At 48.4% G+C, this 24,470-nt stretch carries 22 protein-coding genes and 2 pseudogenes; 21 read left to right on the forward strand and 3 right to left on the reverse strand.

Annotated elements, in window-relative coordinates; translation table 11 throughout:
* Positions 1–11: 11 nt before the first annotated feature.
* From ABHN01_RS03705 to ABHN01_RS03785, 17 genes and pseudogenes are all read left to right on the forward strand, one after another.
* Positions 12–1,064, forward strand: a complete 1,053-nt coding sequence (locus ABHN01_RS03705; RefSeq protein WP_429874417.1) for a TRAP transporter substrate-binding protein — start codon at positions 12–14, stop codon at positions 1,062–1,064.
* A gap of 29 nt (positions 1,065–1,093) precedes the next feature.
* Positions 1,094–2,356: a lactate racemase domain-containing protein gene (locus tag ABHN01_RS03710; RefSeq protein ID WP_429874418.1), complete on the forward strand. Its 1,263-nt coding sequence runs from the start codon at positions 1,094–1,096 to the stop codon at positions 2,354–2,356.
* Complete coding sequence (locus ABHN01_RS03715) at positions 2,353–3,699, forward strand: hypothetical protein (RefSeq protein ID WP_429874419.1); 1,347 nt, start codon at positions 2,353–2,355, stop codon at positions 3,697–3,699. The genes ABHN01_RS03710 and ABHN01_RS03715 overlap by 4 nt, the downstream gene beginning before the upstream one ends.
* A 35-nt stretch (positions 3,700–3,734) precedes the next feature.
* Positions 3,735–4,886, forward strand: coding sequence for a galactonate dehydratase (gene dgoD / locus ABHN01_RS03720; protein ID WP_429874420.1), 1,152 nt, complete (start codon positions 3,735–3,737; stop codon positions 4,884–4,886).
* A gap of 24 nt (positions 4,887–4,910) precedes the next feature.
* Positions 4,911–7,100 carry a dihydroxy-acid dehydratase gene (locus tag ABHN01_RS03725; protein ID WP_429874421.1) on the forward strand — a complete coding sequence of 730 codons (2,190 nt, stop codon included), beginning with the start codon at positions 4,911–4,913 and terminating at the stop codon, positions 7,098–7,100.
* Positions 7,101–7,130: 30 nt separating this feature from the next.
* On the forward strand, positions 7,131–8,081 hold the full coding sequence (locus tag ABHN01_RS03730; protein WP_429874422.1) for a U32 family peptidase: 951 nt from the start codon (positions 7,131–7,133) through the stop codon (positions 8,079–8,081).
* Positions 8,069–9,007 carry a sugar kinase gene (locus ABHN01_RS03735; RefSeq protein ID WP_429874423.1) on the forward strand — a complete coding sequence of 313 codons (939 nt, stop codon included), beginning with the start codon at positions 8,069–8,071 and terminating at the stop codon, positions 9,005–9,007. Before ABHN01_RS03730 ends, ABHN01_RS03735 begins: the two co-directional genes overlap by 13 nt.
* A 13-nt stretch (positions 9,008–9,020) precedes the next feature.
* Positions 9,021–9,695: a bifunctional 4-hydroxy-2-oxoglutarate aldolase/2-dehydro-3-deoxy-phosphogluconate aldolase gene (locus tag ABHN01_RS03740; RefSeq protein ID WP_429874424.1), complete on the forward strand. Its 675-nt coding sequence runs from the start codon at positions 9,021–9,023 to the stop codon at positions 9,693–9,695.
* Positions 9,696–9,775: 80 nt separating this feature from the next.
* Positions 9,776–10,549 carry an IclR family transcriptional regulator gene (locus ABHN01_RS03745; protein WP_429874425.1) on the forward strand — a complete coding sequence of 258 codons (774 nt, stop codon included), beginning with the start codon at positions 9,776–9,778 and terminating at the stop codon, positions 10,547–10,549.
* Positions 10,550–10,630: 81 nt separating this feature from the next.
* Positions 10,631–11,533 carry a fumarylacetoacetate hydrolase family protein gene (locus ABHN01_RS03750; RefSeq protein ID WP_429874426.1) on the forward strand — a complete coding sequence of 301 codons (903 nt, stop codon included), beginning with the start codon at positions 10,631–10,633 and terminating at the stop codon, positions 11,531–11,533.
* A gap of 39 nt (positions 11,534–11,572) precedes the next feature.
* Complete coding sequence (locus ABHN01_RS03755) at positions 11,573–11,836, forward strand: SDR family NAD(P)-dependent oxidoreductase (protein WP_429874427.1); 264 nt, start codon at positions 11,573–11,575, stop codon at positions 11,834–11,836.
* 49 nt (positions 11,837–11,885) lie between these two features.
* Positions 11,886–12,047, forward strand: a pseudogene (locus ABHN01_RS03760) (SDR family oxidoreductase); the annotation flags it as partial.
* 14 nt (positions 12,048–12,061) lie between these two features.
* Positions 12,062–12,364, forward strand: coding sequence for a UxaA family hydrolase (locus ABHN01_RS03765; RefSeq protein ID WP_429874428.1), 303 nt, complete (start codon positions 12,062–12,064; stop codon positions 12,362–12,364).
* Entirely contained in the window at positions 12,348–13,526 is a 1,179-nt protein-coding gene (locus ABHN01_RS03770; RefSeq protein ID WP_429874429.1) for a UxaA family hydrolase, read from the forward strand. Before ABHN01_RS03765 ends, ABHN01_RS03770 begins: the two co-directional genes overlap by 17 nt.
* Positions 13,527–13,650: 124 nt before the next feature.
* Entirely contained in the window at positions 13,651–15,117 is a 1,467-nt protein-coding gene (gucD, locus tag ABHN01_RS03775; protein ID WP_429874430.1) for an alpha-ketoglutaric semialdehyde dehydrogenase GucD, read from the forward strand.
* A gap of 75 nt (positions 15,118–15,192) precedes the next feature.
* Positions 15,193–16,083 carry a fumarylacetoacetate hydrolase family protein gene (locus tag ABHN01_RS03780; protein ID WP_429874431.1) on the forward strand — a complete coding sequence of 297 codons (891 nt, stop codon included), beginning with the start codon at positions 15,193–15,195 and terminating at the stop codon, positions 16,081–16,083.
* 24 nt (positions 16,084–16,107) lie between these two features.
* Positions 16,108–16,734 (forward strand): cytochrome c biogenesis protein CcdA, encoded by a 627-nt coding sequence (locus ABHN01_RS03785; RefSeq protein ID WP_429874432.1) that lies wholly within the window; start codon positions 16,108–16,110, stop codon positions 16,732–16,734.
* A 15-nt stretch (positions 16,735–16,749) separates the two neighbouring features.
* Here the strand turns inward: ABHN01_RS03785 and larC are convergent, their stop codons facing one another.
* On the reverse strand, positions 16,750–17,232 hold the full coding sequence (gene larC, locus ABHN01_RS03790) for a nickel insertion protein (RefSeq protein ID WP_429874433.1): 483 nt from the start codon (positions 17,230–17,232) through the stop codon (positions 16,750–16,752).
* Positions 17,233–17,379: 147 nt separating this feature from the next.
* Here larC and kynA point away from each other — a divergent pair, with 147 nt between their 5' ends.
* The 4 genes and pseudogenes from kynA (at position 17,380) to ABHN01_RS03810 (ending at position 21,953) form a co-directional block, all read left to right on the forward strand.
* Positions 17,380–18,237: a tryptophan 2,3-dioxygenase gene (kynA, locus tag ABHN01_RS03795; RefSeq protein ID WP_429874434.1), complete on the forward strand. Its 858-nt coding sequence runs from the start codon at positions 17,380–17,382 to the stop codon at positions 18,235–18,237.
* A gap of 183 nt (positions 18,238–18,420) precedes the next feature.
* Positions 18,421–20,064, forward strand: coding sequence for a M4 family metallopeptidase (locus tag ABHN01_RS03800; protein WP_290398060.1), 1,644 nt, complete (start codon positions 18,421–18,423; stop codon positions 20,062–20,064).
* Between the two features lie 186 nt (positions 20,065–20,250).
* On the forward strand, positions 20,251–20,421 hold the full coding sequence (locus tag ABHN01_RS03805; RefSeq protein ID WP_429874435.1) for a hypothetical protein: 171 nt from the start codon (positions 20,251–20,253) through the stop codon (positions 20,419–20,421).
* Positions 20,422–21,093: 672 nt separating this feature from the next.
* A pseudogene (locus tag ABHN01_RS03810) lies at positions 21,094–21,953 on the forward strand (glycerophosphodiester phosphodiesterase).
* Between the two features lie 58 nt (positions 21,954–22,011).
* Here ABHN01_RS03810 and ABHN01_RS03815 read toward each other — a convergent pair.
* Together ABHN01_RS03815 and ABHN01_RS03820 are read right to left on the reverse strand one after the other, a co-directional pair.
* A complete protein-coding gene (locus ABHN01_RS03815) occupies positions 22,012–23,214 on the reverse strand; it encodes an MFS transporter (protein ID WP_429874436.1) in 1,203 nt (400 codons plus the stop codon).
* Between the two features lie 219 nt (positions 23,215–23,433).
* Positions 23,434–24,459 carry a YeiH family protein gene (locus ABHN01_RS03820; RefSeq protein ID WP_429874437.1) on the reverse strand — a complete coding sequence of 342 codons (1,026 nt, stop codon included), beginning with the start codon at positions 24,457–24,459 and terminating at the stop codon, positions 23,434–23,436.
* Between the last annotated feature and the right edge of the window lie 11 nt (positions 24,460–24,470).

Here is a 24,470-nt window from a genome sequence, read left to right on the forward strand (position 1 = left end):
GGGGAAATAAGATGAATCATTGGGTGAAAAAGCTGGCATTGGGTATCGTCCTTCCAGGGATGCTGGTTCTTGGAGGCTGCGGCGCCAGCAAGTCTGGAGGATCCGCTTCAGGATCAGGAAAGAGTGGAATTCAACAACGAACGATCAAAGCAGGAATCGGGTTGAATGAAGACCATCCTGAAGGACAGGGAATGATCAAGTTCAAAGAGCTGGTGGAGAAGAAGAGCGGCGGGAAAATGAAAGTCCAAAACTTCTTCAGTGCCACTCTTGGTGATGATCAGAAGATGACAGAAGCACTGCAGGGCGGGCTTCAGGAGGTGACGGTTCCTTCTACATCTCCTCTTGTTGGAATGATCAAGGAATACGGTATATTTGATTTTCCTTTCGTCTTCAATACCGAGGAAGAGGCTTATGCGGTACTGGACGGAAAAGTGGGACAGGAGCTTTTGAAGAAACTGCCTGAGCACAATCTGATAGGACTCGGATATTGGGAGAACGGCTTCCGTAACCTGACGAACAGTAAACATCCAGTAAAAACGGCGGAAAATTTTAAAGGGCTGAAGATCAGAACGATGCAAAACGAGGTTCATCTGGATGCCTTTAAACAGCTGGGGGCCAATCCTTCACCGATGGCTTTTTCAGAAGTATTTACCGCTTTGGAAGGGAAAACGGTAGATGGCCAGGAAAACCCGCTCGCAACCATCAAATCGAACAAATATGATGAAGTTCAGTCTTACTTAAGCATGACGAAACACGTCTACACTCCGTTTGTTTTTCTCGTCAGCAAAAAATTCTGGGACGGGCTTTCTGAAGAAGAGCAGAAGATTATGAAAGATTCCGCGGTGGAAGCCGGTAAATATCAGCGTGATTTAAACCGCAAAGAAAATGAAAAAGCGCTGAAGGATCTTGAAAAGGCAGGAATGAAGGTCAATGAAGTATCAGATGCGGAAAAAGAAAAGATGAAAGAGATCATCAAGCCGGTGACTGATAAATACGCCAAAAAATTTGGAGAAGATCTGGTCAATCAAATGATGGATGAAGTAGATAAAGCAAGAAACCAATAAAGAGAAGCACCATTTGAGGAGGAAGATGGATGGAAATCATATCACAGCTTCTTCATGACATACCCCTTCCAAAAATGTTGAGAGTAAAGCAGGTCTTCCATGCACCAATGCTTGAGGACACAGCAGAGGAGGTTCGGAAAACCCTTCAGGATACCGGCCTTTTATCCAGAGTATCTCCTGGAGACCGGGTGGCCATTGCGGTTGGAAGCCGGGGGGTCGCCGACCTTCCTATCCTGGTCAGGGAAACTGCAGCTGCTGTTGAATCAGCCGGAGGGGCGCCTTTCATCGTTCCTGCCATGGGAAGCCATGGGGGAGCGACGGCAGAAGGCCAGCGGGAGGTGCTGGAACAGCTTGGTGTTACTGAGGCATCCGTGGGTGCGCCCATCCTTTCGAGCATGGAGGTCGTGCAGACTGGCATGCTGCCAAACGGCCTTCCGGTGTATACCGATAAACATGCGTATGAAGCGGATAAGGTCATCGTCATTAACCGGATCAAGCCGCATACCGCGTTTCGCGGTCCTGTCGAGAGCGGATTGATGAAGATGATTACGATCGGCCTTGGAAAGCAAAAAGGAGCAGAAGCTGCCCATGCCTACAGTTTTAAACACATGGCCGAACATGTTCCGGAGATGGCTAAGATCGTTCTCTCCAAGGTTCCTATTATTTTTGGACTGGGATCCATTGAGAACGCTTATGACCGGCCGGCCAAAATCGTGGCGGTTCCGGCGGAAGAACTGGAACAGAGAGAGCCTGGCCTTCTGCTGGAAGCGAAGCAGCTTATGCCAAAGATCATGTTTGATCCGATCGATGTGCTGATCGTCGACGAGATCGGAAAAGATATTTCGGGCGACGGAATGGACCCGAACATTACAGGCAGGTATGCTACCCCATATGCGTTTGGCGGGCCTAAAGTGTCACGGATTGCCGTACTCGGCCTGACCGAGAAGACACATGGAAACGCAAACGGAATCGGCATGGCAGATATGACAACAAGGGCATTGTTGAACAGCATCCATTGGGAAAAAGGGTATGCCAACGCCTTGACGAGTACGGTCACCGACGTCATCAGAGTGCCGATGGTACTCGAAAGCGAGGAAATGGCTGTTAAAGCGGCGATCAAAACCTGCAATGCGTACGATCTTTCAAAAGCCAGGGTCGTCCGAATAAAAAATACACTGGAGTTGGAGCATATCTGGATCTCGGAAAGCCTGATGGAGGAAGCGGCAGGACAAAAGGAAATCGAAGTGCTGTCCGAACCGGCGGCCATTCATTTAGCTGGCGAAAAAGGGTGATTCTTCTCGCTGTTTACAGCATGATGGTTCTTTCCTATACGGTGAACCTGTTTTTGGACAGCATCATGCTTGATGAAGTGACGGGGATCCTTGCCCTGCTTTCTCTCATTCTTTCCTTTCCCAAGGCATCAGGCTTGTACAAAACCACCGGCACGGTTTTCATGGTCGTCGGCTTCTCGCTTTATCTGTATTTGCAGAAGCCGTTTCTTGAACTTCCGCATTACATGAATTCAACGGTGGTTCTGCTCGTGATCTTCTATGTTCTTCCTTTTATCAACAGCATTATCATCGTTGGCCGGTACGATAAAAGCGTAAATAAATTGCTCAAGCGGCGCGCCGGCCATCTTGGACAGCTCTATTATAGAAGCTCTCTTGCCAGTTTTCTGCTGGGATCATTCTTAAACATAGCCACCATCCCGCTCGTGGAATCCGTATTGCGCCGCAATCTTCAGAAGGTGGAAGACCGTGTACGAGATCTTTTCATCAGCCGGGCGATGCTCAGGGGATATGCCCTTTGCCTGGCATGGAGCCCGATGGAAATCCTGGTGGCGATCAGTGTGGATATCACACACTCTGATTATGGTCGCTTGCTGCCATGGCTTTTCTTGTTTTCTATGATTCTCTTAATGATTGACTGGCTGATTGGCCTGCGTTACCGGAGATACAGGATTGAGCAGTCTGCCGCGATGGAGGATGTGCCGCTTGATCCGGGAACACTCAATAAAGCAGCCATCCTTCTTGTGTATCTGAGCGTGTTTATCATCACTGTAATTGCAGCCAAAAGGTGGCTCGAAGTAAATTTTCTCATGTCCGTTGCCCTTGTCATCATCCCGTATTCAATTATCTGGGCGCTACTCATTAAGAGGATTAAATCGTTTGGTTCTTATAGTTTAAGAGAATGGCGGAGGAGAGCCGGTTCGCAGCAAAATTATATGGTTCTGTTTTTGGCCGCCGGTTTTATGATAAGTACGCTGAAAGAAACATCCTTCCTGGACTATTTGCAGCAGCCGTTTGCTTCTGTTCAGCATGTGCCCTTTTATCTGTTTCTGATGATTCAGGTCATCTTTCTGGGGCTTGCCATGATTGGGTTTCATCCGCTCGTAACGATCAGCATTCTCGGTGAAGTCATTCAGCCTCTGCTGGGCCAGATCAATCCACTTAGCTTTGCGATCGTCCTGATCTCTTCCGGTCTTTCCACCGTTATGGCAGGACCTTATAACATTACCGTTTCGTTAACTGGAAGTTTGCTGCATCAGAATCCATACCGCATTTCATTCTGGAACATTGGCTTTGCCTTTCTATACAGCAGTGCAGGAACCATCATCGCCCTGCTGCTCTTGTGAAATGGAAATGTGGCATTGCCAAAAAAGGAGGCCAAATGACAAAGATCACGGGTTTTCAGCTCTTTAAAGTAGCTCCCCGGTGGCTGTTTTTAAAAATTGAAACAGACGAAGGCATCTCGGGATGGGGAGAACCGATTGTTGAAGGCAAAGCGAGTACAGTGGAAGCATGTGTGAATGAACTGAGCCACTATTTTTTAGGAAAGGATCCGCGCTGTATAGAGGATCATTGGCAGGTCATGTACCGCGGGGGATTCTATCGGGGAGGGCCGGTTTTTATGAGTGCCATCTCCGGAATCGAGCAGGCGTTATGGGACATCAAGGGCAAATTATATAATATGCCTGTTTATGAAATGCTGGGAGGCAAGGCCCGTGAAAAGATCAGAGTGTATTCGTGGATCGGCGGTGACAGGCCGAGTGATGTCGCGGCTGAAGCAAAAATAAAATCAGAGCAGGGCTTCACCGCTGTAAAAATGAATGCAACAGAAGAAATGGACTATATTGATTCTTTTTCAAAGGTTGAAGACGCCATTAACCGAATAGGGGCCGTCCGTGATGCAGTAGGGAAGGATTTTGGAATCGGGATTGATTTTCATGGGAGAGTCCACAAGTCTATGGCTAAGATTCTGGCCAAAGAACTGGAGCCCTACCGTCCGATGTTTATTGAAGAGCCGGTGCTGCCTGAAAACAACGAAGCATTGAGGGAAATTGCCAGATACACTACCGTTCCTATCGCGACAGGAGAGAGGCAGTACACAAGATGGGGGTTCAAGCAGCTGCTGGCAGACGGATATGTTGACATCATTCAGCCAGACCTTTCCCATGCCGGCGGTATTCTGGAATGTAAAAAGATAGCAGCCATGGCTGAAGCATACGACGTTTCGGTTGCTCCTCATTGTCCGCTTGGGCCTATTGCATTGGCTTCTTCATTACAGCTCGATGCCTGTACGCCTAACGCGATCATTCAGGAGCAGAGCCTCGGCATTCATTACAACGAGGGCAGTGATTTACTGGATTATCTTGTGGATGCCTCTGATTTTAAATACGACGAGGGTTTTGTCGAGATTCCTCAAGGAGCCGGCCTTGGCATTGAAGTAAATGAGGAACGTGTGAAAGAGGCTTCTGAACGGGGCCATGAATGGAGAAATCCTGTATGGAGAAATACAGACGGCAGTGTAGCTGAGTGGTAAAAGAAAAAGAGGCGGTGAAAGAACATGGAGTACCCCTATATTCAGAACACCTATAACCCGTATCGTGACAATGTTCAGGGAAAGGCCAATGAACCGATTTGTGTCGCTGGCCTCCTGGACCGGTCAAAGCAGATCGTCGGACACGCCTACGAAGGAGAAGCGCCGGATTGGACACTGGAGGAGATCTACAATCGGCTTCATGAGAATGCGCCGAGGATCGCTATCATCGGAGGTTCGCCTGACCATCCGGCACATATCATGGATTTTCAGACGTCTGCCAGAGCCGCTTTACGGATATGGCAGAACGGCGGTGTTCCCTTTTATTTCTCAACGCCTGTTATGTGTGATGGGACAGCTCAAAGCAACCAGGGGATGAGCTATTCGCTTCAAAGCAGAAACGCGGTGGCGGAAATGGTGGTGAATCAGATCGAAGCTCATAGTTATCATGGCGCTTTCGTCATTCAAGGCTGTGATAAACAGCCTCTTGGCGTTGTAAGCGCCCTGGCTCATCTGGATCGCATCCGCAATTACAGGGGGGAGGCACCTTTTTTTGCGACATTCGCACCAGCACACGTCTTGCAGGGAGGTACCATTCCTGCAGATTTATTCGAAGAGCTTGAAGCCGTAGCGAAAGCTGCAGAAGACGGAGGTGCTGAGGATATTGCCTTTGATCTTCGCGATGCCATGGCCTACATCCTTCAATGCTCTTCCAACACTGCCTTTCAGGGGGTGCTGCAGCGGGCAAAAGAAAGAGGATTCATCACCCAGGCCGCACATGATGACTATGAAAAACGCCTTGCAGTCCATACGTGTGACGGGCTTGGCGGTGTATGCGCCTTTAATGGAACAGGCAACAGTTCCCGTCATCTGGTAGCGGGAATGGGGCTCGTCCATCCTGAACTGGAGCTCCTTACGGATCCGCCAGCACAGGAGCAGATCAATAAGGCACTCGATTCACTGTCTGTCATGATTAATCAGCCGGCCTTTGGCGTTTCGAATATCATGGCGTCAAATATCAAGAATGCGATCCGGATCCACAGCGCTTCAGGAGGATCGACCAACTTGATGATGCATATAGTGGCGGGCATGCTGTATGGCGGCTACACGTTCAGCCTTCATGAACTCGACCGCATTCATCACGAGGTGCCGGTGCCCGATTTGTTCGATTACAGTTTGACCCAGGGCAGGGATATTTTTGCCTTGGCCATGCAGTGCTGCTCAGGCAACAGCCGGGGCATGGAGTCACTGTTTTATGAACTGATCCAGAACGGAGTTCCGATGGATGTGGATGCACCGACCGTAACCGGAACAAGCTGGCGGGACCGGCTGGAGAAGGATGGAAAGAGTCCCATCGAAAGGATTGCACAGAACCCTGTCATCCTTTCAAAGCCGAGGCGGCCATACAGTGGAGTGGATGTACTGACGGGGAATTTTTTCGAGAGTGCTGTCGTGAAAATCAGCGGGATGACCACCCTGCAGCTTGATGAGTTTGATAAGAAGGCAGCCTTTGTCCTTTATTATGAAAATGAAGAGGATGCGAATGAAGGCTTGCTTGATGCCGATCTGTTGGAGAAGCTGAAAAATGATCGTCAGTTCTCTCAAGAGAATCTTCTTGCGGCTCTGAAGCAGAATGCGCCCGAACAGTATTCGGCGTATGCTGAACTTGCCTATGACCCGTTGTTCGAGGCGATGGTGGAGGAAAGTATTCTAAAAATAGCCGTAGTGGTATCGGGGCAAGGACCTGCAGCGTTTGGCATGCCTGAAATGTTTACCCCGATGCAGCATATCAATGCCAGCCGTAAGCTGAAAAAACTGGCGACTCTCATCAGTGATGGACGCTATTCAGGCGTAACGTACGGAGCTGCTGTCGGCCACATGACGCCTGAAGCGAAGGAAGATGGTGGGATTCTCTACCTTCAGACAGGTGATGTTTTGTTCCTTGATTTTAGGGAGCGTTCGATTCAGTTCATGGAAGAAGATTCTTTTCAAAAAGGCGAGCAGGTATTTGCGTTTGATCATATACGGCAGCAGCGGAAAGCCCTGGCAGAAAGACGGATGAAGACGATCCGCAAGCGTCAGCGGTCGGTGGCAGCGAGCAACCGTTTGACCAGCCATACCGATGCGGCGCACGGAGTTGTCCCGCTGCAAGTGTTTGAAGAAGCTGATCTCGATTATAGAAAAGATATCGCTTCCCTGAAATTGGCTGAACGTTAAGTAATCAAAAACAGAAAGGTGGAATGGAAGTTGGAACAGACAAGAAATGCGATTGAGAAACTAGGATTCCCGGGACGAGACTGCCATGAACTTCCGGATTCATCAAAAGCTTTCCCGGATGGGGCACAGTATCGGGTGGAGATCCCCAGTGTGGAAGGCCCGGCTTCTTTTGAGGCTGTCGTAGAAGCGTGTGAGAAGTATGAGGTGGACATCCACAGGATTTCACAGGGAAGCGGCATCATGCTGCTGACGGATGAAGAACTTGAACAGATGTCAGCCATTGGGAAGCGGGAAAATCTTGAGGTGAGTTTGTTTGTAGGGCCGAGGGGAACATGGGACGTATCAGCCATGCAGTGGGCGAGTGCCGGAAAAATAGCCGGACTGCGCGTACAGGGAATGGACCAGCTCGTTTATTCCATAGAAGATATAAAGAGGGCATGCAACGCAGGAATCAGGAGCATCCTGGTAGCGGATGAGGGGTTGCTGTCGCTCGTGAACGAGTTCAAGAAAATGGGAGAACTGCCGGCGGATCTTATCGTCAAAGTTTCCGTACAGGTCGCCCAGGCCAACCCCGTTTCCATCCGCCTGATGGAGCAGATCGGGGCCGGAACCTACAATGTGCCGACCGATCTGACGCTGTCGAGGCTGGCGGCGATCAGGCAGGCAGTTGACCTTCCGATCGATATTTATGTTGAAGTGCCGGACGATGTCGGCGGGTTTATCCGGCATTATGAAATTCCTGAGATCATCCGTGTAGCCGCTCCAGTTTACATCAAATTCGGCTTGCGGAACGCACCGAACATTTATCCTTCAGGTTCCCATCTTGAACCGACATCGATTGCCCTTTCGAAGGAACGAGTGAGAAGAGCCAAGCTTGGACTGGAGATGATCAAGCGGTATGCTCCTCATCTCAAGGTCTCCAAAAAGGGCGCTGAAGGCATTGCCATCCCCGTGTACGGTGAAAAAGTATGGACGTCGTAACGTTCGGTGAAACGATGGTCCTCTTCCATCCATCATCAGCCGTCCCTCTCCGCTTTGCGGGACAATTTGAAAAAACGATTGGAGGAGCAGAATCAAATGTGGCCATCGCCCTATCGAGGCTGGGACATCAAGCAGGATGGTTCAGCAGGCTTGGGAATGATGACTTTGGTTTATATGTCCGGAATTTTATCAGGGGGGAAGGAGTCGACACCTCCAGGGTGGTATTCGACCAGGCAAGCCCTACCGCGGTTTTTTTCAAAGAAAAGCGTACAGAACAGGAGCCCAAGGTGCATTATTACCGCTCAGATTCCGCGGCCAGCCGGATGATACCGGAAGACCTTGACGAAGACTATCTGGCCAAGGCAAAGTATCTGCATGTAACCGGTATTACTCCGGCGTTAAGCGAAAGCTGCCGAGATTCAGTGTTCCATGCCATTGCTCTGGCAAAACAGCACGGAGTGACGGTTGTTTTTGATCCTAATATCCGGTTGAAGCTCTGGAGCAAGGAAGAGGCAAAAGAAACCTTAGTGGAAATCGCTTCGCGAAGTGATATCGTCCTTCCGGGAATCGAAGAGGGGACCCTGATGACCGGCCGATCTCAGCCTGAGGAAGTGGCCCGGAACCTTTTGAGGAATGGAAGCAAGGCGGCCGTTGTGAAATTAGGGGCTGAAGGCGCCTATTATGATAATGGCAATGAAAGAGGTTATATTGAAGGTTTCCATGTTTCCCATGTGGTGGATCCCATTGGTGCCGGGGACGGTTTTGCCGCAGGTTTTCTTTCCGGCCTGTTAAGAGGATGGACGTATGAGGAGGCAGTTAAGCTGGGTAACCGGGTAGGGGCCTATGCTGTAACGGTTTCTGGAGATGTGGAAGGCTATCCTTATTTTGATCAACTATTAAAGGAGAATGAGGAAATCCTTAGATGAGAGGAGCAACGGTATGCTGTCAAAAGTGAACTTGCTTCAGGAATTAACGAAAAGCGGCATAATAGCTGTCATGCGCCGGATGCCGAGAGCACAAATCGCTCCCATCGCAGAAAGTATTGCAGAAGGAGGAGTCAGCGCAATAGAAGTAACGGTGGACTCTCCGGATGCCTTTCGGGTGATCGAAGAATTGTCAGATCAGCTTAAAGGCCGGGCGATCGTAGGGGCGGGAACGGTTATTGACGGTGAATCTGCCAGATTGGCCATTCAAAGCGGCGCTGAGTTCTTGTTTAGCCCCTCCTTGCATGAGGAGGTCATCCGCATGGCACTCCGCTATGGAAAAGTAGTGATGCCGGGAGTGATGACCCCATCAGAAATGATTCAAGCGATGGAGTGGGGAGCTGACATGGTGAAGCTTTTCCCGGCTTCTGTCCTGGGTTCGAAATATGTAAAGGACATCAGAGCTCCTTTTCCACATATCCCAGTCGTTCCAACAGGAGGGATTCATCTTGATAATACGGCCGCCTATATCAAGGCCGGCGCTGCAGCAGTCGGCATAGGAGGGAGCCTCGTCCCTTCAGAAGCCGTTCGAACCAAGGATTATACTTGGATTCAGCAAAACGCAGAGCAGTTTGTTTCAATCGTTAAAGGTGCACGTCAATCACTCTCGCTTACTGACAATATACGTTAATGTGATTCTTTCCAATATGAGGTATGTTACTATTAGGGAAAGACAAGCCTACTAATCTTCTGTTAAAGGGTGATTGAAAAATGCCGATTATTCAGTCCGTAGACCGTGCACTTCGAATTCTGGATCTTTTTGATGAATATGAAACCGAGTTGAAAATTACGGATATCAGTTCAAGAATGAACCTTCATAAAAGTACCGTCCATTCCTTGTTAAAGACGCTTCAGCATTATCGATACATTGAGCAGAATCCTGAAAATGGAAAGTACAAGCTGGGAATGAAGCTGTTCGAAAGGGGCAACTTTGTCATTCATAACCTGGACATTCGTTCCGTTGCAAAAAAGCATTTGATGGAACTTTCCATGAAAACAGGAAACACGATCCATCTCGTTATTTTAGATGGAAAAGAAGGCGTTTACATCGAAAAGGTAGAAGGTTCCGCTGCCACGATCCTCTATTCAAGGATCGGACGCAGAATTCCGGTTCATTGCAGTGCTGTCGGAAAAGCTCTCGTTGCGTTCAAAGGCCAGGATGAGCTGGATTCCATTTTAAAGGATTATGAGTATATCAGCCAGACTCCGAAAACGATCACGAATGAAAAAGACTTTCTGGCAGAATTGGATAAAGTAAAGGAAGAGGGGTATGCCGTCGATAACCAGGAAAACGAACCTGGCGTTTCCTGCACCGCCGTACCGATCAGGGATCACTCCGGGAACGTCATCGCGGCCATCAGCATGTCTCAGCCTGTTCACCGCATCAATAAAAAAACGGTAAACGAGATTGTCAGTATGCTGAAAGATACAGCGGAGAAAATCTCCCATGAGCTTGGCTTCGGTGTAAAAGCTTCTTCCAGCTGATCATGACAGCACTCCTCATGGCAGGAGTGTAACCAATTATGAAAACTCAGTTTTATAATATAAAACCAAGGAGAGTGACCAATGAGAATTTTACGATACAAAAACAAAAGAGAAACAATTGTATTAGCAGCGCTGGCAGATGATGAAAGAGTATACGACCTTCCTCATTCTGACTTTATGGAGCTTGTTTACGCTTCTGAACGTGAAGGCAAACCAACGATTCAATATGTGAAGGATCTGATCGCGGGACAAGAGCCGATTGAAGAAGCTTTTGATGAACTGCAGCTCGCCGTTCCGATTGCGGCGCCGGAAGTTTGGGCGTCAGGTGTGACCTATGAAAAGAGCAAGGATGCCAGAAACTATGAAGCTACCGCAGGGAAATTAGATGCGGACACATTCTACGACAAAGTATACGAAGCCGAACGCCCGGAGATCTTTTTTAAGTCAACAGCGGCCCGTACCATTGGACCCGGGCAGCCCGTCTATTTACGCAGTGATTCTGACTGGCAGATTCCTGAACCGGAGCTTGGGCTAGTGCTGAGCAAGAGCGGAAAGGTTCTCGGTTATACGGCAGGAAACGATATGAGCTGCCGGGACATTGAGGGTGAGAATCCTTTGTATCTTCCGCAGGCCAAGGTGTGGAAGCACTCGTGTGCCATCGGTCCGGTCATCTTGCTGGCTGAAGCGGTAGATGATCCGTATTCCTTTGACCTTGCGTGCCGAATCTACAGGGCGGATGAAAAAGTGGTGGAAGGAACGGCCAATACGAAGCAGCTGAAAAGAAGATTTGATGAGCTGGTAGAGTTTCTTGCCCGTGATAACGAATTGTTTGACGGAACCGTTCTTCTGACAGGAACTTGCATTGTGCCGCCGAATGAATTTACTTTAAAGGAAGGCGACCGGATTGAGATTGAGATTTCTTCGATCGGTGTTTTGAACAACCCGGTGAAAAAGCAGGAAAGCAAGATCCCAACGGCTCATTAACCCTTAAAAAGACTGAATCTTCAGGGAGATGGGAATTCATTGAAACTTTACGGAAAAACCGCGCTTGTCACCGGGGCATGTTCAGGAATCGGCGAGGCCATTGCCAAACGGCTGTCAGAAGAAGGCGCCTATGTGGTTATCGGTGATATTGATGAAGTGGAAGGAAAAAGAGTAGCGGAAGACATCAATGCTGGCAGAGAGTCGGCTGCAGAGTTTACTTCCGTTGATGTGACAAAGCAAGCGGACATGAAGCGAGTGGTAGAAAGGGCCGCCGAAAAGTTCGGCACCCTGGACACCTTGTGAATAATGCAGGTGTGGGGATAGCGGGTGCCCGGGAACAAATGAGATGCGCCAGCCGATCGGCCGGATGGGAACGCCTGAAGAAATCGCGAATGTCGTGCTCTTTCTGGCAGGTGACGAGTCTTCTTTTGTCACAGGAAGCCATTTTGTGGCGGATGGCGGCTTAACGGCGAGGCAGTTGTCGGATCTATCAGGCGCTTGCGCTTTTCTTTAAAGGAGGCAGTGGATATGAACTATAAAACGATCATGATGAAACCGCTGGACCATGTGGCAATCGCCTTAATGGATCTTCCACAAGGGGCATTGGTCCATGTCCGGTGCGAAGAAAAAGTACACGAGGTGGAACTGAAGCAGGACATTCGCTTCGGCCATAAATTTGCGGTGAAACCGATTGGACAAGGCGGGGAAATTTTGAAATACGGTGAAGTCATCGGCAGGGCGGTTGCTGACATTGCAACCGGAGAGCATGTTCACGTTCATAATCTGGAAGGCATAAGAGGAAGGGGGGATAAAGTTGAATCCAGAGTTTAACACCAACGAATTGCTAGGGTACAGGAGGCCGGACCGGAAAGTGGGCGTAAGGAATCATGTTTTGATCCTTCCGACGATCACGTGCGCCACCCAGGCCGCAAAACAAATTACGGAACTTGTGCACGGAACTGTGAGCTTCATCCATCAGCATGGCTGTGCACAGGTGGGAGAGGACTATGACCAGACGTTTCGCACGTATGTAGGAATGGGATTGAACCCGAACGTGTACGGTGTAGTGGTCCTTGGCCTGGGCTGTGAGACCCATCAGGCAAGAAGCGTAGCTGGAGAGATCGCCAAGAGCGGCAAACCAGTGGAGGTCGTTTCGATTCAGGACCATGGAGGCACCTTGATGACGATCGCTGAAGGGGCACGGGTTGCGGCGAGAATGGTTCAGGATGCCTCCGCTCAGCGCAGGGAGCCCTTCGATTTTAGCGAATTGATCATTGGTACGGAATGCGGAGGATCGGACGCCTGCTCCGGCCTCTCTGCAAACCCGGCGGTCGGAGTTGTGAGTGATATGGTCGTGGATGCCGGCGGAACGGCCATCTTGGCGGAAACGACAGAGCTGATCGGTGCTGAACATTTATTGGCGAAGAGAGCCGTGAATGAAAAGGTAGCGAAGCGGGTGTATGAAGTGATCGAACAGATGGAAAGCAGGGCCATCCTGATGGGAGTTGATATCAGAACCGGTAATCCGAGTCCCGGAAACATTGAAGGGGGCTTGAGTTCACTGGAAGAAAAATCGCTTGGCGCTTCCAACAAATCTGGCAGCCGTCCACTGCAGGAGATCATTGATTATGCACAGTATCCGACCCAAAAGGGTCTCGTTTGGATGGATACACCGGGACATGATATCGAACAGCTGACAGGTATGGTCGCCGGCGGGGCTCAGGTTGTTCTGTTTACGAGCGGCCGCGGCACGCCGACAGGATCACCGATCGCGCCAGTGATCAAGATCTCCACCAACACGGCCATGTTCGAAAAGATGAGGGATAACATGGATTTGAACGCCGGGACGATCATCGATGGAGAAGAAACCATTCAAGCGGCGGGAAAACGGATCTTTGAAGAAATTAAAGAGGTTTCTTCAGGAAAACTCACAAAATCGGAAGTGCTCAAGCAGCATGATTTTGGTATTTGGAGAATCGGGCCTACGTTTTAACCGCCTTCTGAAAAGCAGAAGGATTTAAGCAAGTTTTTTCCTATCTGCTTTTCGATGTCCAAAATAAAAGAAACTCAGATATATGCTTTAACCGAATCTAATAAATTAAAGGGAGAGATGAAAAATGACGGTACAAACACAAGTGAAAACCTTTCTGAACTATGTGAACGGTGAATGGGTAGAAGCATCCACAAATGAGACGATCCCTTGTATAAATCCAGCGAACAAATATGAAACGGTCGGCTACGTTCAAAAATCCGGCAAGGAAGATGTGGAACAGGCGGTATCTGCTGCTAAGAGAGCGCAAGTGGCCTGGAAGAAGCTTTCAGGTGCGGCAAGAGGCGAATACTTATATAAAGCAGCGAGCATCTTGGAAAGCCGGGCGGATGAGATCGCAGAAACGATGACGTACGAGATGGGAAAAACGTTCGCTGAAGCAAAGGGAGAAACGTTGAGAGGCGTTGCAATCCTTCGCTATTATGCGGGAGAAGGGATGCGCAAGACGGGTGACGTCATTCCTTCCACCGATAATGAAGCACTCATGTTTACAACGAGAGTGCCTCTCGGAGTCGTCGGGGTCATCTCACCATGGAATTTTCCAGTGGCGATTCCGATCTGGAAGATGGCACCCGGGCTTATTTATGGGAACACGATCGTGATTAAACCGGCACAAGAAGCGGCGGTTACTGCCGTTAAGGTCACCGAATGCCTGGCTGAAGCGGGAATTCCTGCCGGAGTCGTAAACATGGTGACAGGCACCGGCTCTGTCGTCGGACAAGCGATCGTGGAGCACCCGGATGTGAATGGAATCACGTTCACTGGTTCGAACGCGACAGGAAAAGCGATCGGACAGGCAGCTCTCTCGCGGGGAGCCAAATATCAGCTGGAGATGGGCGGAAAGAACCCGGTCATAATTGCCGCTGACGCGGATCTTGATCTTGCCGTGGATGGTACGATCAGCGGGGGGCTCCGTTCAACAGGGCAAAAGTGTACAGCGACGAGCAGGGTCATCATCCATGAGGATGTTTATGATGTCTTCAAAGAAAAACTGCTGGCTAAAGTCAGAGAGCTGAAGGTCGGTCCTGGACTCGACGGGGAAACGTGGATGGGCCCTTGTGCCAGCGAAAAGCAGCTGGAGACGGTGTTATCTTACATCGAAAAGGGACAGGCAGAAGGGGCGGCGCTCCTCTATGGCGGACGTCAGCTGACCGAGGATGTCGCAAAGGATGGTTTCTATGTGGAGCCAACGATCTTTGAAAATGTAGAGACAGGCATGGCCATCTCTCAGGAAGAAATCTTTGGACCAGTACTTGCATTGATTAAAGTAAGTACGCTGGAAGAAGCGATCGAGCTGGCGAACGATGTGGAATACGGATTGAGTGCTTCGATCTACACGACCAATATCAGCCACATGCTCTCCTTTATCAATGATATGGATGCAGGACTTGTCAGGATTAATGCAGAAACAGCAGGTGTGGAGCTGCAGGCGCCGTTCGGCGGGATGAAGCAGTCCAGCTCCCATTCCAGGGAACAGGGGCAGGCTGCCATCGAATTCTATACGTCGATCAAAACCGTATTTGTCAAAGGATAATAAAGATGAGGATTACATGATGGTGCCAGGCACCGTCATGTAATCCTCCTATTTCATTTAAAAAGGAGATGTCATATGAAAACGCTGACGTTTAAAAAAGATGGAGAATGGGCGCTTGGTGTAAAAACCGAGCGGGGTGTTCTGGATGTAAAGGAAGCTGTCCATCTATTGATGGCCGATGCTGAGGGGATTCCAGAAACCATGGATGAACTGATTTTAAAGGGAGAAAAGGGCAAGGAAGCTCTTCAACGACTGGCAGATACAGAAATCGCGTCGGATGACGTGTTTTACCGTGAGGATTCACTTACTCTCGGACCATGTGTGGTTTCTCCGCAAAAAATAATCTGTGTGGGTTTAAACTACAAAAAGCATGCGGAAGAGTCGAACATGGCATTGCCGGAAACACCGATTTTATTCAGCAAGTTCACCAATACCCTCGCAGGACACCTGCAAGAGGTCAGATTACCGGAGCGTTCCCTGCAAGTGGATTACGAAGTGGAGTTAGGGCTGGTGATCGGGAAGACGGCCCGCAATGTGGAAGTTGCAGAAGCAAGAAATTATGTTTATGGGTATTGTACGGCCAACGATCTCTCGGCAAGGGATCTTCAATTTAAAACCGGGCAATGGCTGCTCGGTAAAACGTGTGACGGCTTCAGTCCGGCCGGGCCTTACCTAGTGAGTGACGATGAGATAGAAGATCCGAACCGCTTGCCGCTGAAGACCGTCTTAAACGGATCTGTCCGCCAAGATTCCAATACATCGGATATGATTTTTTCCTGTGAGGAGATCATCAGCTATATCTCACAGCATATGACTCTCTATCCCGGTGATCTTATTTTAACCGGTACCCCTGAAGGTGTGATCATGGGTGAGCCTGAGGGCGAGAGGAATTGGCTCAAGGACGGAGATGAAGTGACGGTAGAAGTAGAAGGCCTTGGTCAATTAACGACAATTATGAGAAAATAAACAAAAAGAGAATAGGAGATACATATGGAGTTTACGACCATCTTAATCATGGCATTGCTGCTCGGACTGAAGCATGCCCTTGATCCGGACCACATTGTGGCGGTGACGACAATCGTCAGCCAAAAGAAAAAAGCCCGGTTTTCCGCTCTTGTCGGGGCCTGGTGGGGAGTCGGGCATATGACGACAATCGTCTTGATCGGCAGCGCTATTATTTATTTCAACCTGCTCATCTCTCATTCCGTGGAAAAACTCCTTGAAGGCATTATCGGTGCCATGATCATTTACCTCGGTGTAAAAGCATTTTACTCCCTGAGCACAGAAAAAAAGCAGGAGCACACCGCAGCTCGTGACAAAAACGGCTGGATGCTGAGACCGCTGATTGTCGGTTTACTGCATGGCCTCGCAGGCAGTACCGGTGTGGCTTATTTATTCCTCAGCACCATCGATGACAAGTATATGGGCTTATTATATCTGCTTGTCTTTGGTGCAGGAACCCTTCTGAGCATGGTACTCGCTACCATTCTGATCGGCATGCCTTATTCCTGGGCTTCGGATCATAAGAGGCTTAACCTTTTATTAACACGAAGCACCGGTCTTCTGAGCGTCATCTTTGGAATCTATTATCTTTGTGAGATCCTGTTCCTTTCCTGAAAGGACAGGGTCTTTTTATTTATAATGGCTGATGGCCATGTTTTTTGCCCCGTCATAAATCGTTTGAAGCGGGAGATTATGCTTCTCGGCCAAAGCCCTGCAGTCCTCAAATTCCGGTGAAAACTTAATCTTTTTTCCCTGATAGATTCCGATCTTGACTGAAACCTCGCCCCACGCTGTTTTTGCTATGTAGAATTCCCTTCCGAGACGGTGACAGGAAACAGGAAAAAAGCGAAGGCCGAAGCTGGTCGTTTCTTTGAAAATAATCTCTTCGAGTTCCGGCTGTCTGAGGGGAGTAGTAAGAACAGACAGTTTATAAGCTGGACGATTCTTTTTCATATAGATGGAAGTGTAATACACATCATTGGCACCCGCAGACAGCAGCTGGTCCATCGTAAAGCCAAGCACTTCACTGCTGCAGTCATCAAGGTTCACTTCAATCATAATCATCTCGTGATCAAGCTGTTCACGAGCGTGCTGGGATGAAAAATCAGTCATGTGGAAGGACTCCTTTTCTCTAAGTAATGTTGTTTACATTATACCAATTAAACACACGTTTAAGAAAAAAGCTTGTGGTCATCCTCTTTAGTGTTGAGGTATGATGATAAGAGATTGACTGGAAGCGTTAACATGGAGGGGATTTTGATGCTGAACAACAATGGCCAGCAAGACGTGAATGCAACGAGTTCGGAGACCAATATCCATACGGATTTTAAAAATAGTATGACCTACGGTGAGTATTTGCAGCTGGATAAAATTTTATCAGCGCAGCGCCGGCTTTCCGGCCATCATGACGAGGTGCTGTTCATCGTTATCCACCAGGTGAGTGAGCTGTGGATGAAACTCATTCTTCACGAAATGCATTCAGCGATTGAATCGATCACGAACGACGACTTGTCCAGTGCGTTCAAAAAGCTGGCGAGGGTGTCAAAAACGCAGTCACAGATCATTCAGGCGTGGGACGTACTGTCCACGATGACGCCTTCCGAATACATGGAGTTTCGGGATTCGCTCGGACAGGCGTCCGGGTTCCAGTCTTACCAGTACCGAATGATCGAGTTTGCGCTTGGTTATAAGACGCCGCATGTATTGAAAATCTATGAGAAAGATCCTGAACTATTAGTAGAGTTGAAGAAGGCTTATGAAGCGCCAAGCCTCTATGATGCGGCCATCCGTGCATTGAACAAGGCTGGTTTGGCAATCGATGAAGAAGTGCTCAACCGTGACGTAAAGCGCACGTATCAAGAGAATGATTCGGTTCGCCAAGCGTGGACCACGGTCTACCGTTATCCAAACCAATATTGGGATCTGTATGAGCTCGCTGAGAAACTCGTAGATATTGAAGACTGGCTTCAGCAATGGCGCTTCCGCCATATGAAGACGGTTGAGAGAATCATAGGGTTTAAGATGGGGACTGGGGGTTCCTCTGGTGTCGGTTATTTGAAGAAGGTGCTCGACCAAAGATTTTTCCCGGAACTGTGGGATATTCGGACGATATTATAAAAAGTAGGGGCCAAGGGGTGCGAAGTGACCATCTTGGTTTTTATTTTGGTCTTTATAGGTACATCTATCTATTAACTGATGATTTAAAATTAATATGAAAATAGTATATGTAGTCTATATTCTCGTTCCTCACGCTCTATTATACTTGCAATGTAACAATATTTTACAAAAGGGGGAAATTCAGTGAAAAAGAAGTATGTCATTCCAATGGTTTTAACCGCTTCACTTTTTGCATCTCCATTTGCGGCCTCTTCCGCATCCGCCATTGCCAGCACTGATTCAAAGCCTGTGTTCATTACTGAGGTAAAATCTCCGAAATTCAGCCACAAAAATGCAGCTAACGCCATTGCCTACTTACAGGAAAATAAATCAAAATTCGGTTTAAAGGATCCAAAAGGACATCTTAAAGAAAAGAAGGTGGAATCGGATAAGCTCGGAATGACGCATGTTCGTCTGCACCAATCCAAAAATGGTTTACCTGTTGAAGGTACAGAAGTCATTGTCCACTATAGAAAGGACGGAAGTATTGCCAGTGTCACAGGCTATTACAATAATACGGCAGAGGAAGCCGAATTGGATACAACAGCAGCCATCTCCTCGGGCAAAGCTTTAGAAATCGCGAAACGATCGGTAAAAGCTCCTGACTCAATTGACTACGAGCCGACGACTCAGCTCGTTGTTTATCCATACAACGGAAAAATGCACACCGCCTATAAAGTAAACGTAAACTTTCTTGGTGAAAACCCGGGTAACTGGTTCGTTTTTGTCGATGCCAAAACAGGAAAAGTCATCGATCAATATAATGGATTAATGCATGCAGACGAATTGAAGGCTTCTAAAGGCTCAGGGATCGGTGTAAAAGGAGCTCACCGTAATCTACATATCTCCCACCAAAATTTAAAGGATGGAAATGGAACCACCTTCTTCTTAAAAGACATATCTCATGATAATCTTGCAGGAATTTCAACGTATGATTTTAAAAATCAGTGGCGTTCGGCTGAAGTGAACCTCCCAGGCGTGCTGTTTGCCAACAAAAGTGCTTCGTACAAGAGTGACTATGACCGTGCAGCCGTTGACGCCCATTACAACTCCGAGGAAGTATACCACTATTATAAAGATGAGCATGGACGCAACTCCATTGATGGTAAAGGGATGGAGATCATCTCATCTGTCCATTATGGCGTGGACTATAACAACGCGTTCTGGAACGGCGAGCAGATGACCTATGGAGACGGGGACGGCACGTTCTTTATTCCTCTGTCTGCGGCACTCGATGTTGCAGGGCACGAAATGACCCATGGAGTAACCACCCATTCTGCCGGCCTCCTGTACCGTAACGAATCCGGGGCGCTAAATGAAGCGTTCTCCGACATTTTCGGTGCCTTGATCGATTCAGATGATTGGGAAGTAGGCGAGGATGCGATGGCACAGGAAGCAGTGGAAAGCGGACGGCCATCTCTCAGAAGCTTAAGCCAGCCGGACAAGTACCCGGTGAATGCCGCCTATGTCCCATATGGCAACGGAAAAGGGATGTATCCAAAACACATGGACGAGTTCTACAAACTGCCTCTCAGTCTTGATAACGGCGGTGTTCATATTAACTCCTCTATTATCAACCACGCAGCCTACCTGACTGGTGTTCAGATCGGCAAAGAGAAACTCGGAAAAATCTACTACCGCGCGTTAACCACTTATCTAACGCCAACCTCTAACTTTAAAGACGCACGCAGAGCGCTCATTCAATCAGCAGTGGATCTGTATGGTACAGGAAGTGAAGAGACTGACGCAACAGAAGATGGTTTAAATAAGGTAGGAATTACGGAATAAGTCGATTCAGGAGCACCTATGCCATCCCCGTAAGGGAAGCATAGGTGTTTTTCTTATTAAACACTCGTTTAATGCTGTTTAAAAATCGCAGGGTTCACATTGAAATGTCTGGACACAATTTTTTGGAAGAAGGCGGACTCCCGTTTGATGTAAGGAAGGGAAGGAACAGGCTTAGGAACGCCGAAAATGGGTCCACTGACATTAATTGTGAAGCGTGAGGAACCGATGAAGCTTCCTGTCACACGGATTTGGTCAGCAATCAGCAGGATGGCGAGGCCGCTGTCAATGACATCGATAAGAGTGGTGGCAGCCTGTCCGCTCCCAATGCCTTCTAATCGCGGTCAAGGGTCCTCCTAAAGAGGGACGAAATCCACCTGTTGTCACAAATACCCCGTTGTTTGAAATTTGTCCAGTGAGAAGCAAGGCCGCTGTTGCCAGACTCAGCCCCCTCTGAAGGGCGGTTATAACCTGTAAATCGCTATCAAGTTTATTCGCTGTTTTTCCATGACCTGGTTCCTGTCAGTGCGCTTGTTAATCCGTCCAACTTTAAGTACGTAAAAAGAAATGTTCAGATTGTCGAAGCCGCATCCACATTTGGCCAAGGCATCACGGTAGCCGACTTTAGGGATCACCCGGTGATCAATCCAGGCCAAAATGATTATTCTGTTATTGCCAATGACTTGGATTATGATGCATTTTTAAAGGATGTTTACACTGTTATCCGGTCTTAAAATACGCCTGTTTACAAAAAGTTCACGTAATCTTAAGAGATGCTCAATCAATGCTTTACCAAAAATTTAACTGTCTTAACATTGATCTGTTACTATTATCCTAACTTTATGCAAGCAGAAAATTTTCCTTATTCCTTAAACGGCATGGCCTTTTTAAGGCTTAATTGTTCCATTCATTTACATCGTAGGTAAAAATACCCTTTTTACAATTCACTTTCTCTGATATGATCATAGCGGATTTCAATTTTTATCCAATGATAGATTAAGAGACTGTGAATGAAAGAGGGGAAAGGGCAAGATGAAGGGAATCATGAGAACGATGGCATTGTCTGCTGCATTGATTGGAATGGGATCGGGAGTGGTTACACAAGTGGAGGCGGCTGATCACAGAACGAAAGTCGTAGACGTAGCCCATCGAGGGGCTTCAGGCTATGCACCTGAACATACGATCACCTCTTATAAAATGGGTGAAAGGCTTCATGGAGATTACATTGAAATTGATCTGCAGATGACGAAGGACGGCAGCTCATTGCGATGCATGATGAAACTGTAGACCGGACAACGGACGGAATGGGCCGAGTGAAAGATTTGACGCTGGAACAAATTAAGCAGCTGGACGCCGGTTCTTGGTTTAATGAAAAGTATCCGCAATATGCCAATGAAGATTATGCTGGTCTAAAGGTTCCGACATTAGAAGAGATCTTTAAGCGGTTTGGCAAACATAGAAACTATTACATTGAAACAAAAGCGCCAGATATTTACCCGGGCATGGAGGAAGAGCTTCTTCGTCTTGTGGATAAATACAGAATCAATAAGCGCACTTTATTGATTCAATCGTTCAGTAAGGAAAGCCTTCTGAGGGTGAAGGAACTGGATACGTCGATCAAACTCGTCCAATTGCTGTCTTATAAAGAAGCAGCAGTCGCAACTGACGCTGAAATCGCCGCATGGAAAGAATATGCCGTTGGAATCGGGCCGAACTTTACGTATCTCGATCAAAACTATGTTCAAAAGGTAGTAAAAAGCGGGCTTCAGCTGCATCCGTACACGGTGAACGAAACCGCTGATATGAAGCGCCTGATCGACTGGGGTGTAACGGGCATGTTCACGAACTTCCCAGATCGGCTTCATCAATTGCTGAAGGAACAGAGAAAATAAAAAAAGAATGAAAAAAGCCGCTCATGGGGGATGAGCGGCTTTTTCGCTGCACCAGCCTTTATGCGGCGTTGAGCTTTTGTGCCTTTTTTGCTTTTGCTTGGACGAAAAGCATCATGATGGCACCGATTAACGGACCAGAAGCGAGTACAAGGAATCCGTAGAAGTAGCTTGAGGTAGCATCCACCACCATGCCGACAACAAGCGGGGAGATGAGTGAACCGAGCTGCCAAATCGCGTTGACGAGGCCCATCGCTGTCCCGACAAGCCGCTCTTCCACCAGTTCGCCGATAATGGCGGTCATCACGGGACTATAGATGAACGCTGTGACCCCAAGGATCGCCGTGAGTGTGAAGAGAATTCCTGTATGTGTGTTTACACCAAACCAAATAAGCACGGGTGCGAACAAAAATAGCGCCCAAAACGCGATCGTCTTTTTATTAAGATAGTCGGACACGAATCCGATGAGCGGCTTGCACAAAAGACCCGCCATGCCATAAACAGCCATCATTTTGCCCGCCGCAACTAACGAAAGGTGGAGCGAATGGTTTAAGTACGCATTGGCCCAAGTGGCGGTTCCCCAGGTTGCCCAAAGCCCGCCAAATCCTGCAATTCCTGCGAGAATGAGGTTTTTATTTTTTAGAACGGTGAGGATCTCACTCATGGAAGAGACAGATTTCTTTGTTCCTTGATAGCTGCTGGTTTCTTTCAGGAAAAAGAAGCTTAGCACGATGCCCGCGATGGGCAGAAGCCCTGCAACGATAAAAGCAGAACGCCAGCCGTGAGCGGCAGCAACCGAAGGTACAAACAAGTTCACAACAGTCACTCCAAGCGAAGTGGCTGTCATGAAAAAGCCGATCGCGATCCCTCTTCGTTTAGGGGAGATATGATCGAATATAGCAGCGAGAGATGCCGCAAAGATTGCACCAGAGCCGAGCCCTGCCAGAAGCCGGAAGACAAATCCCTGCTCAAAAGAATGAACGGTCGACATCGTAAGGGTGAAAATCCCCATCATAAAATACGAACTCAGCAGCACTTTCCGGTAGCCGAACCGGTCGGTCAGTATGCCGCCCGGAAACTGTGTAATCACATACCCGATATAAAACGCAGTCATGTAGCTTCCCGCATCGGCCGCTGACAATCCCATCTCTTTTGCAGCAAGAGGAAGGACAGGAGGCCACGAAAGTCTGTCCACAAACGAAAACATATACGCCATCCAGACAAGAACAATGACAGCCACTTGCCGGATCCAATTTTTTCTCATAAATGATATCTCCTTGTAACGGTTTGTGATCAACGGCCATCTTCTTCGTCAGACGCTCCTCTTCCTCATGTACGTCCAGATACATTCTAAGAGAGTCGCCGTTTGCTTCCTTCAAGAGGCCGCTGACAAACCTATCAGTTATTACACATTATTAAATATAACAAATGAAGCACGATTAATCATAAAAAAAACCTTCCTGAATTAAAGTTCCAAGAAGGTTTAAACGGTGAAAAAGGCAAGCACGGATAAAATGACCGAGGTCACAGTCATCGCGGCGAGCGGACGAAGTGCACGGTCTCGAAGTGCATGGAAGCTGATGTTCAAGCCGAGTCCGACCATCGCCATCGTAAGGATGCAGGTACTGAGGTTTGAGATGTCATCCAGCACTCGTGAGGAGACGGGAATGACGCCACCCAAGATATAACTGCCGATCAGGCTCATGACGATGAATCCGATGAGAAACCAGGGGAACTCTACTTTTGCCGCGTCTTCATGCTTTTCGGGTGAGCGTTTTTTCATCCGATACATAAAGAAAAAGCAGAGCGGAACGAGCAGAAAGACGCGCCCCAGTTTTGCGAGCAAGGCCACCGTCAAAGCATCCTGGCCGGCCGGTGCACCCGCCAATGCGACATGGGCGATCTCATGCAGGGAAATGCCCGCCCACGTTCCATATTCGGTGTCCGACAAGGGGAGCCAGGGCAGGAGCACAGTATAAAGGATAGAGAACAGCGTCCCCATCAAGGCGATGATCCCGACGCTGATCGCCGTGTCTTCTTCCCTGGATTTTACGATCGTGGAGATGGCGGCAATGGCCGCTGCTCCGCACACACCTGTACCAACACCAAGCAGCAGGGAGATCGAAGCGTCAGCTTTCAGCCATTTGGATAGTGCGTACATCACAAGGATAGCGAAGGCAACGGATCCGATGCCCCGGACGAGCAGAGGCAGCCCCTGATGAAAAATAATGTCGATGTTTAGTTTTAATCCATATAAAATAATTGCAAAGCGCAGCAGTCTTTTTGATGAAAACTCGATTCCTGACCTGAGTTTTTCAGGATAGCCGGAAACTTGCCGGAAAACGACTGCAATCAGGATCGCACTGGCAAGCGGTCCAATGTGATCGAATCCAGGCAGTTTGGATAAGCCTAATCCCAGGATTGCGATAAAAAAGGTAAAACCAATGCCAGCAAGCCAAAACAGGCGCGAACCTTTTACGATGTTATTCGATTTTTCGGTGTATTCCATAGGCCATTCCT

This window comes from Fictibacillus sp. NRS-1165 (assembly GCF_050468105.1).
Lineage (GTDB): Bacteria > Bacillota > Bacilli > Bacillales > Fictibacillaceae > Fictibacillus_C > Fictibacillus_C terrinigri.